Raw genomic sequence first — 13,821 nt, forward strand, 5'->3', positions numbered from 1 at the left:
CGAGTGATGCGACCTTAGGAGCATCGTATCGAGAATCTTGTTCTAATTAAAATTTACTTCCGAAGAAAAAACTACATCAAAAAACTTCTGTCCATTCGAGTGATGCGACCTTAGGAGCATCGTATCGAGAATCTAGTTCCTAATAAAATTAATTTTCAACAAAAAAGAAGATTAAAAAAACTCAAAATCGTTCAAAATTCATCAAAATCGAGCCGTTTTCAACGGTTTTGAACGATTTTTCATAATAAAACACGTAAATATTAGGTTTTTCAGATAAAAAGCTTATGTTATAGGTTAGACATAATCTTAAAAAATCTATATGAGGCAATTAAAAATCACAAAACAAGTTACCAACCGCGAATCCAAATCTTTAGACAAATACCTTCAAGACATTAGTAAAATACCGTTAATTACCGCCGAAGAGGAAGTAGAATTAGCGCAGCGTATTAAAAAAGGGGATCAAAAAGCTTTAGATACGCTTACAACGGCCAACTTACGTTTTGTTGTTTCGGTCTCAAAACAGTATCAAAATCAGGGTTTAACTTTGCCCGATTTAATCAACGAAGGCAACGCTGGCTTGGTAAAAGCGGCAAAACGATTTGATGAAACTAGAGGTTTTAAATTTATCTCTTATGCGGTTTGGTGGATTAGACAAGCAATTCTTCAAGCTTTAGCACAACAATCTCGAATAGTTAGGTTACCTTTGAACAAAATTGGTTCGATCAATAAAATAAATAAAGCGTATTCATTTTTAGAACAAACCCATGAAAGAGCACCTAGTGCTCAAGAGATTGCTACAACTTTAGACTTAACCGTTAGTGATGTTAAGCAATCGATGAAAGTCTCTGGAAGACATGTATCTATGGATGCACCGTTAAAGGAAGGCGAAACGTTCAGCTTATACGATGTTGTTAAATCGAATGAATCCAAATCACCGGATTCCGAATTAATACAAGAGTCCTTAAACGCCGATGTAAATCGTGCTTTAGAGACCCTATCGGATAAGGAAGCACAAGTTATTAGATACTTTTACGGTATTAGCGTAAAACAGTCCAAAAGTCTAGAAGAAATTGGCGTTGATTTTGGAATAACTAGAGAACGTGTAAGACAAATAAAAGAACGTGGTATACGCAGATTACGTCACGCTTCAAAAAGCAGAGTACTAAAAACGTATTTGGGGTAACCTAAATACTGAAAATTAATAAATATCGAGATATGTTAAAAATCATTGTAAAAGACGGCGAAAACATAGAGCGTGCCTTAAAACGCTACAAAAGAAAACACAGAAATATTAAAGTGATGCAAAACTTAAGAGACGGACAATTCTTTACAAAACCATCTGTAAAAAAACGTCGTCAAGTTCAAAAGGCATCTTACATTCAAGGTTTAAGAGATCAAGAAGAGATTTAATCTATTCTTTAATATAACACAGAAACCCATTTATAATTAATTTATAGATGGGTTTTTAGTTTACGGTAATGCTAACCACCAAACCTTCGTTGGCACGTACATTAAAAACAGTGTCGTCTTCAAAAATAAGATACTGCCCTTTAATACCAACCAATTTCCCGGTGTATTGCTGCTCTTTCAGAATATTTAAACTCTTAGGTTTTACAGGATATTTATGTACTGGGTAGTCAATATGTGTTTCTTTATTGCTTTCAATAAAATACGATTTCGCTTCATCTGGAATATAAGCTTCCAAGCGGTCGCGCCAAGTTTCTAAGCTTTCATCATCAATATCATTTTTAAGCATTTTTCGCCAATTGGTTTTATCGGCAATATGATCTTTTAGCGCCACCTCTGTAATGCCCGCCAAATAACGGTTAGGCACTTCTACAATTTCAATGGCTTCATGCGCACCTTGATCAATCCAACGCGTGGGCACCTGCGATTTTCTAGTCACACCTACTTTCACATTACTAGAATTTGCCAAATACACAATATGCGGTTTTAATTGCACCGCTTTTTCGTATTCTAAATTGCGATCTTCAATACCCAAATGTGCTTTACTTAATTCTGGATGCATAATCCAATCGGCAGCTTGCGGAATTTCAAAAAAACATTGCTTATCAAAACCTTGTCGGTAAATAGGCTTGTCCATACCACAATTCAAACATTGATATTTAACAAACTGAATACTAATGTTTTTGTCCAATAATTGGTTTACATTTAGGAAATCATTTTCAAATACTAAATAATATTGAATAGGACTTGAAAATTCTGTGTCCATTTTTGTTAAAACACCTTGGTAGGTCATAAAAAAAAGTGTTATTTTTAAAAAATTAAAGATAAAATAAATATGCCAATACCCATAGTTAATTCGATTGCATCTTGGTTTTTAAAAAAACGATTTCATCAAATAGAATTGTTTCTAAAATACCCTAATGAAGTGCAAAACGAATTGCTAATGAGTTTAATTCATTTTGCAAAAGACACCGAGTTTGGTAAAACCTACGATTTTGCATCCATTAAAAACTACAAAACTTTCGCAGAACGTGTACCCATTAAAAACTACGATGGATGGCAAGATGTAATAGATCGTTCCCGACAAGGAGAAACCAATCTTTTCTGGCCCACACCCATAAAATGGTTTGCTAAATCTAGCGGAACCACCAATGCAAAAAGTAAATTTATTCCCGTTAGTGAAGAATCTTTAGAAGACTGCCATTATGCAGCAAGTAAAGATTTACTCTGCATGTATTTAAACAATAATGAAGATTCGCAATTGTTTACAGGGAAGAGTTTACGCTTAGGCGGAAGCAAACAATTACACAAAGAAAACGGTACTGTTTTTGGCGATTTATCGGCGATTTTAATTGATAACATGCCTTTTTGGGCAGAATTTAGCAGTACACCAGGCAATAAGGTTTCTTTAATGAGCGACTGGGAATATAAAATGCAAGCTATTGTTGATGAAACCAGAAACGAAAATGTAACCAGCCTAGCAGGCGTACCGTCTTGGATGCTTGTTTTACTAAATAACGTTCTAGAAACCACAGGAAAAAACAGCATACTTGATGTTTGGCCAAACCTGGAAGTTTACTTTCATGGCGGCGTGAGTTTTACACCGTACGCCGATCAATACAAAAAAATTCTCCCAACATCAGGGTTTAAATATTACGAAATTTATAATGCTTCGGAAGGATTTTTTGCGATTCAAGATCAAAACCATTCCGATGAACTGCTTTTAATGCTGGATTACGGCATTTTTTACGAGTTTATTCCGATGGATATTTATGCGACTTCCGAAGAAAAAGCCATTCCGCTTAGCGAAGTTGAATTGCATAAAAATTACGCGGTTATCATTACCACAAATGCTGGATTGTGGCGCTATAAAATTGGTGACACCGTACGTTTTACATCGTTAAGCCCATACCGTGTTAAGGTTTCGGGACGTACCAAACATCATATAAATGTTTTTGGTGAAGAGCTTATTATTGAAAACGCAGAAAACGCTTTAAAAACGGTTTGTAAAGCGACACATTCTGAAATTGTAGATTTTACTGCTGCCCCTATTTTTATGGCTGGCAAAGAAAAAGGCGCACACGAATGGCTTATTGAATTTAAAACACCCCCAAAAGATCTCAACCAATTTAATGAATTGTTTGACAATGCCCTGAAAGCACTAAATTCCGATTACGAAGCGAAACGATTTAACAACATCACTTTAAACAAACCTAAAATAAATATCGCTAGAAACCGACTGTTTTACGATTGGCTAAAACAGAACAACAAACTAGGAGGCCAGCATAAAATTCCTCGCCTTTCTAACACAAGAGAATATATGGATGAGCTTAAAGCGCTTAACACACGTGAATTTGTAGGTTAATTCATAAACAAACAAGCTGTTATCGAATTAATTAGCTGTTAATCTATAGGTTATTGAAACGAAAGGGTTCTAGCTTATATTTACACCAACCATTTACTAACCTAACCTTTTCTAAATGAAAACGAAACTTTGTTTTCTAATTTTTCTTGTCTCTCACATGGTTTTTAGTCAAAGCACAAAAAACGCAAATACGGCAGAAAACACAAGTATAAAAACGTCTCAATCAACTAAAATTGGTCCAAACGGCTTCCTTTTTGAGATGCAGCCTACTACCATCAATTCTGATTTTTCTGAAATTGGCTCAGGCTTCTTCAGAAATAAATTCATTATGGTGTCCGCAAAAAAAATTGGAGCTTTAGCAAAAATAGACCACAATACAAATGAAGCTTACAAAGAATTGTATTGTGTAGATGTGGATGCTGAAAATGGCGCATTACACAGACCATTATCTTACTCCAGAATAATAAACACCCAGTTAAGTGAAGACCAGATTACGTTTTCAAAAGATGAAAAAACGGCATATTTTACACGTAGTACTCATGAAAACTCGTTAGAATTTAAACTGTACAAAACAACTTTAGAAAAAGACTCCAAAGGTAATTGGATAGACGAAACCTTACTAGATATTAACAAACCCAATGTTTCTATTGAAACCCCATTTATAAATCACACAGGCGACAAACTGTATTTTGCTGCAAATTATCCTGACAGTAAAGGCGGTTTCGATATTTATGTTGCTAATATAAATAGTGATGGTAGCCTAGGAGCGCCTAAAAATTTAGGAAGCACTATTAATACAGTGCAAGATGAAAAATACCCAGCGCTTTCCTTAGACGACCATTTCTTGTATTTTGCCTCGAAAGGCCATGAAAACATAGGAGGTTACGATATTTTTAGAAGTGAAATTTCTAAAGACCACTATAAATCACCGCGAAATTTAGGCTCTACAATTAATACTGAAAACGACGAAATAGCTTTCTTCCTAGCTACAGAAAACAGAGGCTATGTATCGTCTAACAAAGCTGGCGGCGTTGGCAGTTACGATATTTATATTGCCATAAACAAACACGTAAACCAAACTCTTAGAGGAATTGTTTCGGATTTAGACACCCATATTAAACTACCAAATACCCAATTAAGTTTACTAAATGATGAAGGTGAAGTGGTTGGCAAAACAGTTACCGCTGAAGACGGATCATACACCTTTAATGTTGCCCCTTTAGAGAACTATAGCATCATTGTTCATAAAGATGGTTTCGAGAATACTACCATCCCTTTCTATGCCGATAAAGGCATTGAGACAGAATACACCCAAAACATTGAATTGGAAACCATACCACCTATTGTTACGGAAACAAATATTGTTTTAGAAAATATTTATTTCGATTTTAATAAATGGAATGTAAAAGAAGAATCGTTTATCTCTTTAAATAAAATTGCGAAAGTACTAAACGATAATCCTAACATGAAACTAGCCATTAATGCCCACACTGACAATAAAGGTAGCGCGAGTTACAACTTAAGACTTTCTGAAAAACGAGCAGCCTCAGCCGTAAATTATTTAGTAAAAAATGGCATCTCAAAAAGCAGGCTGAAATCGAAAGGCTATGGCGAATCTGAACCACTAATTGATTGCAAAAACAATTGTTCGGCAGAAGATTTACAAGCCAACAGACGCATAGAATTTGTGATTATAAAATAGAAAAACAAGAAATCCGATTAAAAGCACGCTAATAACGTAATTAAACGAGTATTTTAACCTGTGGTCTAAAACACACAAAACCAGATTGTTCAAGTTTAATTATAAGAATACCTTTGGGCAGAATTTTGAAGACAAACAAGTAAACATTACTAAATCTAGTGATTTTACTCTTCTTATAAATATTATACCCTTTGTATTAATTAATATCCACAAAAAAACCCACACGACTCTCCGTGTGGGTTTTTAACATATTATATCTTGAACTTTAAATTATGAAACGGCTTTAAGTTTCTTTAAAGTTGTTTTAGATAATTTTTCTTCGGCGTAAGCCTTAGTTACATTTAAACTTTTCTCTTTGCTGCTAGGCAATTCAAACATAGCATCGGTTAAAATTTCTTCACAAAGCGAACGTAAACCTCTGGCTCCTAACTTATACTCAATAGCTTTATTTACAATATAATCTAAAGCACCATCTGTAATCGAAAAATCGATTTCATCCATGGTAAACAATTTCTTGTATTGCTTAATAATGGCATTTTTAGGCTCTGTAAGAATGGCTCTTAAAGTTGCTGCATCTAAAGGATCCATGTACGTTAACACAGGCAAACGTCCTATTATTTCAGGAATTAAACCGAAATCTTTTAAATCTTTTGGAATGATATATTGTAATAAATGATCTTGGTCGACAACATCATCAGACATAGAAGCGCTATAACCTACGGCTTGCATGTTTAAACGTTTTGAGATTACACGATCAATACCATCAAAAGCACCACCAGCGATAAATAAAATATTCTCGGTGTTCACTTCAATAAATTTTTGATCGGGATGTTTTCTACCGCCTTTTGGTGGCACGTTAACAACCGTACCTTCTAAAAGTTTTAGTAAAGCTTGTTGCACACCTTCACCCGAAACATCGCGTGTAATAGAAGGATTATCACTTTTTCTAGCAATTTTATCTATTTCATCTATAAAAACGATACCCTTTTCAGCTTTCTCTAGGTTGTAATCTGCTGCTTGTAATAAACGTGTTAAAATACTTTCTACATCTTCACCTACATAACCAGCTTCAGTTAAAACAGTGGCATCAACAATAGCCAATGGCACGTTTAACATTTTTGCAATGGTTTTAGCCATTAAGGTTTTTCCTGTACCTGTTTGACCAACCATAATAATGTTACTTTTTTGGATTTCAATATCATCCTTAGTAACAGGTTGTAATAATCTTTTATAATGATTGTAAACCGCAACCGACATCACCTTTTTAGTAATGTCTTGCCCAATAATATATTCGTCTAAAAACCCTTTAATTTGCTGGGGTTTTCTAAGTTTTAATTCTGCCGATAAATCACTACTATCGCTTTGTTTAGATTCTTCCAGAACAATGCCGTGCGCTTGCTCAATACATCTGTCGCAGATGTGCGCATCTAAGCCTGCTATCAACAAGTTTGTCTCTGGCTTCTTTCTACCACAAAACGAACATTCTAATTCTTCTTTTGCCATTAATCTACTTTTTATGGAACAAAATTATCATAAATCCCTCTATAACAATTCTTTAAAATTACAAATTTTTATTTAATTACGGACTAGAATTTCATCGATCATACCATATTCCTTGGCTTTATCGGCTTTCATCCAGTAATCACGATCACTATCTTGGTATACTTTGTCGTAATCCTGCCCCGAATGCTTACTGATAATCTTATAAAGTTCTTCCTTTAAAATTAGGATTTCTCTAGCTGTAATTTCAATATCACTCGCTTGTCCTTGCGCGCCACCTAAAGGTTGGTGAATCATAACACGAGAATGTGTTAACCCACTTCGTTTTCCTTTAGCGCCTGCACATAATAAAACAGCTCCCATTGAGGCTGCCATACCTGTACAAATAGTAGCCACATCAGGCTTTATAAACTGCATGGTATCGTAAATACCTAAACCAGCGTATACACTTCCACCTGGAGAATTGATATATATTTGAATGTCTTTATTAGCATCTGTGCTTTCTAAAAACAACAATTGGGCTTGTACAATATTAGCCACTTGATCGTTAATACCTGTTCCTAAAAAAATGATTCTATCCATCATTAAACGAGAGAATACATCAAAAACAGCAATATTCATTTGGCGTTCTTCAATAATATTTGGAGTCAAGCTTTGTGGATACATGCTACTCATTATTTTGTTATAATAAGTACTGCTAATCCCTTGATCTTTTATCGCGAATTTTTCAAATTCCTTTGCGTAATCCATAATTTTCCTTTTATATTTTTTAATTCAACATTGACTTTCAATAAAATACATTGAAAATCGATTTAAAAAAGTATGCTTTTAAATAAAAAAAGCGCTTAAACCTCTTGATTTAAGCGCTTAAAGATAAGCAATTAATTTTTTACTTATTTATCGCCGTAAACTTCTTTAACAAAGTTTTCGTAACTTAATTCTTTTACTTTAAGGTTTGCTTTTTCTTTGTAAACCGCTAATAATTTTTGGCTGATTAACTGCTCTGAAATACGACGTGCTTCATCTTGATTTCCTAATACACGTGCAGCAATATCCTCTAATTCTTTATCTGAAGGATTTAATTGACCAAATTGAGCCATTTGCCCTTTAATCATTTCTTTAGCGTGATTTTTAATATCGTCCATAGTAACTTGAACGTTATTATCTGTAATCAACTTCCCTTCAATTAATTGGTAACGTAAACCTTTTTCAGATTTCTCGTATTCTTCTCTGGCTTGAGCTAAATCAATTTCTTTTTCACCTGCAGTTTGCATCCATTTAGTTAAAAACTCGGCTGGTAAATCGAATTTTGTGTTTTCAACCAAATATTCAGTAACATCGTTTAATAACTTTTGATCGGCTTGTTGTACAAATTGTTTTTCGGCGTCTTCTTTAATTTTCGCTTTTAATTCTGAAACAGACTTTACTTCACCTTCACCAAAAAGTTTATCAAATAATTCTTGATCTAAATCGGCTAACTCACGTTCGTTAATTTCAGTAATAGTAAAATTCACTTCAATATCAAGACCATGAACATCGTCATGACTTAATTTTAAAGCATGCATTAAATCGTGCTCATCATCAAAAAGACCTTTAGTTTTTAATGTGATAACATCGCCAACTTTAGCACCTACAAATTGTTTTGCTGTTGCTTTCCCTTTAAATTTATCTAAAGTTAAAGTAACTGTGTTATCAATTTCTTTTTCTTCGTTGGTGTAAGTCCCAGTGATTTCGCTGTCTTTTTCAACTGTATCTTGAGAAACTAATTTCCCGTATTGTTTTTGAATTCGCTCAACTTGCTCATCAATCATTTTATCATCAGCAATAATATTATATTGTGTGATGGCTTTTTTTCCTTTTAATTCAACATCGAATTCTGGTGCTAAACCTAATTCAAATTCGAATGAAAAACCTTCAGCATCCCAATCGATATCATCTTGAGGTTTTGGTAATGGTTGCCCAAGAACGTCTAATTTTTCTTCAGTTAAATATTTGTTTAAAGCATCTTGCAAAAGCTTGTTTACCTCATCAACCAAAACTGCTTTTCCGTACTGCTTTTTAACCATGCCCATTGGTACATGACCTTTTCTAAAACCTGGAATATTTGCTGTTTTACGGTAATCGGTTAAGATTTTCTCTACTTTATCGCTATAATCTTCTTTAGCAATATCAACTTTAACAACAGCATTTAATGCATCAACGTTTTCTCTTGTAATATTCATTTTAAATGATATAAAGCCTTAAATCAGGCATTTAACAATAAGGTTTCTTTTAAAAACCTAAACTTTATGTAACCAAAATTGGGATGCAAAAATAATATATTTTTACATCCTAGCAAAGTTTTTAAGAACTTGATTTTTAGAGTGGTTTAATCCTCTTTTACAAACGAATGCAGTAGCGATTCTAGAATAGATAATAGAATACTAAAAAGGATGGCTGTCCAGATGCTGCTTACCGAAAACCCATCAATTAAATTACTTGCCAATAAAATAATTACAGCATTAATAATAAGTAAAAATAACCCTAAGGTTAGAATGGTAATGGGTAAGGTAAAAATGACTAAAATAGGTTTTATAAAAAAGTTTAAAACAGCTAAAATAACAGAGACAATTATTGCTGTAACATAACTATCCACGGTAACACCCGATAAAACATGAGCCAAAACAAATACAGCAACTGCGGTTAATAATAGGTTTAAAATGAGTTTCATTTTTTAGCGTTTTAAATTTTTAAACAATCACTAATATAAGATTTTTCTTGAAATTTAGATGAAAACTATGCTACAAACTGCATAACCGCTTCAAAAAAGTCCTTAGGATTTTCGGCATGCAACCAATGCCCTGCATTGGAAATGGTTTCAACTTCAGCAGCAGGAAAATGAGTTTTTATAATACGCTCATCACCAACACCAATGTATTCGGAGCGATCGCCACGTAAAAATAAAGTGTCGCCATTAAAGGTTGCATAACTTGGTAAAGGCTCGCCAACTTCGGCAACTTCATTATGAAGCACCTCAATATTTATGCGCAAGCCTAATTTGCCTTTTTCAACCCAATACAGGTTTTTAAGTAAAAATTGGCGTGTACCTAAATCTTGAACATACTCGCTTAAAACCTTATCAACTTCACCTCTGCCTTTAACTTCATCAAAATTTATAGCGCTTAAACCATTTAAAATCGCATCGTGATGTACGGGGTAGAATCTTGGTGAAATATCGGCAATTATTAATTTGGAAACCAATTCGGGAAATTGCGTTGCAAATAACATGGCTGTTTTTCCGCCCATGGAATGTCCTAATAATACAATATCAGATAATTGATGCGCATCGCAATAGGCTTTTAAGTCTTCCGAAAGGACTTCATAGCTAAAAGCATCATCGTGAAAACTGCGTCCGTGATTACGCTGATCGACCAAATGCACCTCGAAACCTTGCTCGCTAAACTGAACCCCTAAAGTTTTCCAGTTATCGCTCATCCCTAAAAAACCATGTAAAATAACAAATGGCTTGCCTGTTCCTATTATTGTTGAATGTAAAATCATTTTTTTCCTCCCTTAATCCCTCCGAAGGAGGGAAACTGTTATGCAATATTTTTTAACTGTGACTGAAAACTGCGACTAGTTACTTAAGTTTACGCAAATACATCTGTATCACATTTTCAACACCTAAATACAAACTTTCTGTAATAAGCGCATGCCCAATTGAAACTTCTAATAAATTAGGAATTTCATTTTTAAAAAATTCTGTATTATCTAAAGACAAATCGTGACCTGCATTAATTCCTAAACCTAAAGTGTTTGCCAGTTCGGCACTTTCTACATAAGGTTTTATAGCATTTTTGTTGCCCAAACTGTATTGATGCGCATACGCTTCGGTGTACAATTCTATACGGTCTGTTCCTGTAAGTTTAGCACCTTCAATTTGCTTTAAAACAGGATCGACAAAAATAGAAGTTCGAATGCCGTTATTTTTAAATTCCTGAATCACATCAACTAAAAAGTCTTTATGTTTTATGGTATCCCAACCTGCATTACTCGTAATAGCATCAACCGCATCTGGAACCAAAGTAACCTGCGTTGGTTTTACTTCTAGCACCAATTTCATAAACGATTCTACAGGATTTCCTTCAATATTATACTCCGTATAAACCTCTGGTTTTAAATCGCGAGCGTCTTGATAACGTATATGTCTTTCGTCTGGTCTTGGGTGAATGGTGATTCCCTCGGCTCCAAATCGTTGGGCATCTTTTGCAAATTGCACCACATTAGGCACATCGCCACCACGCGAGTTTCTTAACGTAGCAATCTTATTAATATTAACACTTAACTTTGTCATAAATCCATTTTAAAAAACAAAAATACAAAGTAGAACAGGCTTACATACTTTTTTTTTGATTAATTTGCAGTCCAATTCAGTAGGAATCATGAAACTTTTAGAATTCATCATAAACGACATAAAGCCACTAAATATTAGTAGCCGCGTGAGTGATTTGCAATTGTTATTTAATCAACTAACCTTTTCGCACATCCCTGTTAAAAGTGAAGACGGCCTTTTTTTAGGGTGTTTCTCGGAAGCCGATGCTTATTGTTTTGAAACCGAAAAAAGCCTAACCGAATACAAATATTCATTAGAAGATTTTTTTGTTAGAGACACCACACTTTGGTTGGATGTTTTGGAAACATTCGCCACAAGTTCCACCAATATCATGCCTGTACTTAATGCCAAAAACGAGTACTTAGGCTATTATGAACTTAGTGATATTATAAGTTTGTTTGCCGATTCGCCCTTTTTCTCTGAACCAGGCGGTGTTTTAGTGGTAGAAAAAGGCACTACCGATTATTCGCTTAGTGAAATTAGCCAAATTGTAGAATCTAACGGTGGTAAAATTCTAGGGGCATTTATTTCGAAAATGACCACCGATTTAACACAAATAACCCTAAAAATTGGCAATACCGGTCTTAACGACATCATTCAAACCTTTAGAAGATACAGCTATATTATTGTCTCTGGACACGAAGAAGATGGATATATTGAAGGTTTAAAAGAACGTTCGGACTATTTAAAAAAATACTTAAATATTTAATTTATGAAAGTTGCCGTTTTCGGACGTTTTTACAATTCAACCACATCAGTTTCAGTAGAAAGATTATTTAACTTTTTGTTGAAAAAAAACATTGATGCCTATATTGAAACCGAGTTTTTCAATATTATAAAAGAAAAATCCGCTAGAATTAATGACTTCAGTTCATTTAAAACCTTCGACACTTTAGATACAAGCTACGATTTTTTAGTAAGTATTGGTGGTGATGGCACTATATTAAGGAGCATCACTTTTGTAAAAGATATTGATATCCCTATAGTTGGTATTAACACAGGACGTCTTGGCTTTTTAGCTACCATACAAGTTGACGCTATTGAAGTGGCCATGCAAAATATTATTGATGGCAACTATAAAATTTCGGAACGTAGTCTTTTATCGGTTGAAACATCACCAGAAAACGACGATATTAAATCTTTAAATTTCGCTTTGAATGAAGTGGCTGTAAGTAGAAAAAACACCACATCGATGATTACGGTTGAAACCCATTTAGATGGTGAATATTTAACTTCGTATTGGAGCGATGGTTTAATCCTTTCAACACCAACAGGCTCAACAGGCTACTCTTTAAGTTGCGGCGGCCCTGTTATTACACCAAGCACCAATAGTTTTGTATTAACACCTATTGCACCTCACAATTTAAGCGCCCGTCCATTAATAATTCCAGATTCTACCGAGGTTCATTTAAGAGTTAGTGGTCGTGAAGACAACCATTTAGTATCCTTAGATTCTAGAATTGCGACCTTAGACAACGGCACACTTATAAAAATTAAAAAAGCAGATTTCAAAATAAAAATGATTGATCTTTTAGACGAAAGCTTTTTAATTACACTACGAAAAAAACTCCTTTGGGGTGAAGACAAACGAAACTAATCCTTATTAAGTATCCCTCAATAAAACAATAATTACAAAGAAATGCTGTTTTACACTAAGACTATTTAGTTCAATGTACTACAGACTAATCTTATTTATTATATTTGCAAACTTTTGAATATTTATGAGGCATTTAATCCTATTGATAATTAGCATTTTAAGCATCCAATTAAGCTACTCTCAAATTAACGAACTTGGCGTTTTTGTTGGAGCAAGTAATTTTATTGGCGACATTGGTGCTACCGACTATATCGCACCAAACCAATTGGCTATTGGTGGCATATATAAATGGAACAGAAGTAAAAGACACTCGTACCGTGCATCAATCATTTATACCGATTTAAAAGGCTACGACAGCGAATCGGATGACCCAAGACGCATACAAAGAGACTACGAGTTTTCAACTGAACTAATCGAACTTTCTGCTGGTATGGAATTTACTTTTACCGATTTCGATTTACATGCTGGAAACAAAATAGGCGCACCATATATCTATTCAGGAATAACTGCTGGTTATTATGACAATAGCTATTTTAACAGCGCAGGCATACAAACCCCAGAAGAAACATCTAGCTGGGCATTTGGTATTCCTATGGCATTAGGTTTTAAATCTAATTTCTTAGGAAACATTATTGTAGGTATTGAAGTTGGCGCTCGTTATACGTTTACCGACAAATTAGATGGTAGCATCCCAAACTCGAAAGCACTACAAGAACAACATAAAATTGGAAATATAAACAATAACGACTGGTATATGTTTACAGGTATTACACTTACCTATACCTTTGGAGAAAACCCCTGTTATTGTGTAGAATAAA

At 34.3% G+C, this 13,821-nt stretch carries 14 protein-coding genes; 7 read left to right on the plus strand and 7 right to left on the minus strand.

Going from position 1 to position 13,821, the window contains the following annotated elements:
* The first annotated feature begins 319 nt into the window (after positions 1-319).
* Together H6X70_RS06705 and rpsU are read left to right on the plus strand one after the other, a co-directional pair.
* Positions 320-1,183, plus strand: a complete 864-nt coding sequence (locus H6X70_RS06705) for an RNA polymerase sigma factor RpoD/SigA (RefSeq protein WP_194766903.1) — start codon at positions 320-322, stop codon at positions 1,181-1,183.
* 32 nt (positions 1,184-1,215) lie between these two features.
* Complete coding sequence (rpsU, locus tag H6X70_RS06710; protein ID WP_194766904.1) at positions 1,216-1,410, plus strand: 30S ribosomal protein S21; 195 nt, start codon at positions 1,216-1,218, stop codon at positions 1,408-1,410.
* A gap of 55 nt (positions 1,411-1,465) precedes the next feature.
* Here rpsU and H6X70_RS06715 read toward each other — a convergent pair whose 3' ends face one another.
* Positions 1,466-2,260, minus strand: a complete 795-nt coding sequence (locus tag H6X70_RS06715; RefSeq protein WP_194766905.1) for a DUF2797 domain-containing protein — start codon at positions 2,258-2,260, stop codon at positions 1,466-1,468.
* A gap of 42 nt (positions 2,261-2,302) precedes the next feature.
* Here H6X70_RS06715 and H6X70_RS06720 point away from each other — a divergent pair, with 42 nt between their 5' ends.
* Positions 2,303-3,832, plus strand: a complete 1,530-nt coding sequence (locus H6X70_RS06720) for a GH3 auxin-responsive promoter family protein (RefSeq protein WP_194766906.1) — start codon at positions 2,303-2,305, stop codon at positions 3,830-3,832.
* A gap of 115 nt (positions 3,833-3,947) precedes the next feature.
* Positions 3,948-5,534 (plus strand): OmpA family protein, encoded by a 1,587-nt coding sequence (locus H6X70_RS06725; protein ID WP_194766907.1) that lies wholly within the window; start codon positions 3,948-3,950, stop codon positions 5,532-5,534.
* 270 nt (positions 5,535-5,804) lie between these two features.
* On the opposite strand, the gene clpX is transcribed toward H6X70_RS06725, so the two are convergent.
* The 6 genes from clpX to H6X70_RS06755 form a co-directional block, all read right to left on the minus strand.
* Entirely contained in the window at positions 5,805-7,037 is a 1,233-nt protein-coding gene (gene clpX, locus H6X70_RS06730) for an ATP-dependent Clp protease ATP-binding subunit ClpX (RefSeq protein WP_194766908.1), read from the minus strand.
* A 72-nt stretch (positions 7,038-7,109) separates the two neighbouring features.
* Complete coding sequence (gene clpP / locus H6X70_RS06735; protein WP_194766909.1) at positions 7,110-7,784, minus strand: ATP-dependent Clp endopeptidase proteolytic subunit ClpP; 675 nt, start codon at positions 7,782-7,784, stop codon at positions 7,110-7,112.
* A 143-nt stretch (positions 7,785-7,927) separates the two neighbouring features.
* Positions 7,928-9,256 (minus strand): trigger factor, encoded by a 1,329-nt coding sequence (gene tig, locus H6X70_RS06740; RefSeq protein WP_194766910.1) that lies wholly within the window; start codon positions 9,254-9,256, stop codon positions 7,928-7,930.
* Positions 9,257-9,402: 146 nt separating this feature from the next.
* A complete protein-coding gene (locus H6X70_RS06745; protein ID WP_194766911.1) occupies positions 9,403-9,744 on the minus strand; it encodes a phage holin family protein in 342 nt (113 codons plus the stop codon).
* Positions 9,745-9,809: 65 nt separating this feature from the next.
* Entirely contained in the window at positions 9,810-10,574 is a 765-nt protein-coding gene (locus H6X70_RS06750; RefSeq protein WP_194766912.1) for an alpha/beta fold hydrolase, read from the minus strand.
* Between the two features lie 79 nt (positions 10,575-10,653).
* A complete protein-coding gene (locus H6X70_RS06755) occupies positions 10,654-11,367 on the minus strand; it encodes a pyridoxine 5'-phosphate synthase (protein WP_194766913.1) in 714 nt (237 codons plus the stop codon).
* Positions 11,368-11,455: 88 nt separating this feature from the next.
* On the opposite strand from H6X70_RS06755, the gene H6X70_RS06760 reads away from it, so the two are divergent.
* The 3 genes from H6X70_RS06760 (at position 11,456) to H6X70_RS06770 (ending at position 13,820) form a co-directional block, all read left to right on the plus strand.
* A complete protein-coding gene (locus tag H6X70_RS06760; RefSeq protein WP_194766914.1) occupies positions 11,456-12,115 on the plus strand; it encodes an acetoin utilization protein acuB in 660 nt (219 codons plus the stop codon).
* Positions 12,116-12,118: 3 nt separating this feature from the next.
* Positions 12,119-13,003, plus strand: coding sequence for an NAD kinase (locus tag H6X70_RS06765; protein ID WP_194766915.1), 885 nt, complete (start codon positions 12,119-12,121; stop codon positions 13,001-13,003).
* Between the two features lie 124 nt (positions 13,004-13,127).
* Positions 13,128-13,820 carry a DUF6089 family protein gene (locus H6X70_RS06770; RefSeq protein ID WP_194766916.1) on the plus strand — a complete coding sequence of 231 codons (693 nt, stop codon included), beginning with the start codon at positions 13,128-13,130 and terminating at the stop codon, positions 13,818-13,820.
* Position 13,821: the final 1 nt, after the last annotated feature.

The sequence above is a fragment of the Tamlana sp. I1 genome (genome assembly GCF_015355625.1).
In the GTDB taxonomy this organism is placed as follows: domain Bacteria; phylum Bacteroidota; class Bacteroidia; order Flavobacteriales; family Flavobacteriaceae; genus Pseudotamlana.

Coding starts and splice junctions, on each gene's coding strand:
- H6X70_RS06760 (WP_194766914.1), top strand. CDS start 11,456: ATGAAACTTTTAGAATTCATCATAAACGACATAAAGCCACTAAATATT.
- H6X70_RS06770 (WP_194766916.1), top strand. CDS start 13,128: ATGAGGCATTTAATCCTATTGATAATTAGCATTTTAAGCATCCAATTA.
- clpX (WP_194766908.1), bottom strand. CDS start 7,037: ATGGCAAAAGAAGAATTAGAATGTTCGTTTTGTGGTAGAAAGAAGCCA.
- H6X70_RS06725 (WP_194766907.1), top strand. CDS start 3,948: ATGAAAACGAAACTTTGTTTTCTAATTTTTCTTGTCTCTCACATGGTT.
- tig (WP_194766910.1), bottom strand. CDS start 9,256: ATGAATATTACAAGAGAAAACGTTGATGCATTAAATGCTGTTGTTAAA.
- clpP (WP_194766909.1), bottom strand. CDS start 7,784: ATGGATTACGCAAAGGAATTTGAAAAATTCGCGATAAAAGATCAAGGG.
- rpsU (WP_194766904.1), top strand. CDS start 1,216: ATGTTAAAAATCATTGTAAAAGACGGCGAAAACATAGAGCGTGCCTTA.
- H6X70_RS06720 (WP_194766906.1), top strand. CDS start 2,303: ATGCCAATACCCATAGTTAATTCGATTGCATCTTGGTTTTTAAAAAAA.
- H6X70_RS06705 (WP_194766903.1), top strand. CDS start 320: ATGAGGCAATTAAAAATCACAAAACAAGTTACCAACCGCGAATCCAAA.
- H6X70_RS06755 (WP_194766913.1), bottom strand. CDS start 11,367: ATGACAAAGTTAAGTGTTAATATTAATAAGATTGCTACGTTAAGAAAC.
- H6X70_RS06750 (WP_194766912.1), bottom strand. CDS start 10,574: ATGATTTTACATTCAACAATAATAGGAACAGGCAAGCCATTTGTTATT.
- H6X70_RS06745 (WP_194766911.1), bottom strand. CDS start 9,744: ATGAAACTCATTTTAAACCTATTATTAACCGCAGTTGCTGTATTTGTT.
- H6X70_RS06715 (WP_194766905.1), bottom strand. CDS start 2,260: ATGACCTACCAAGGTGTTTTAACAAAAATGGACACAGAATTTTCAAGT.
- H6X70_RS06765 (WP_194766915.1), top strand. CDS start 12,119: ATGAAAGTTGCCGTTTTCGGACGTTTTTACAATTCAACCACATCAGTT.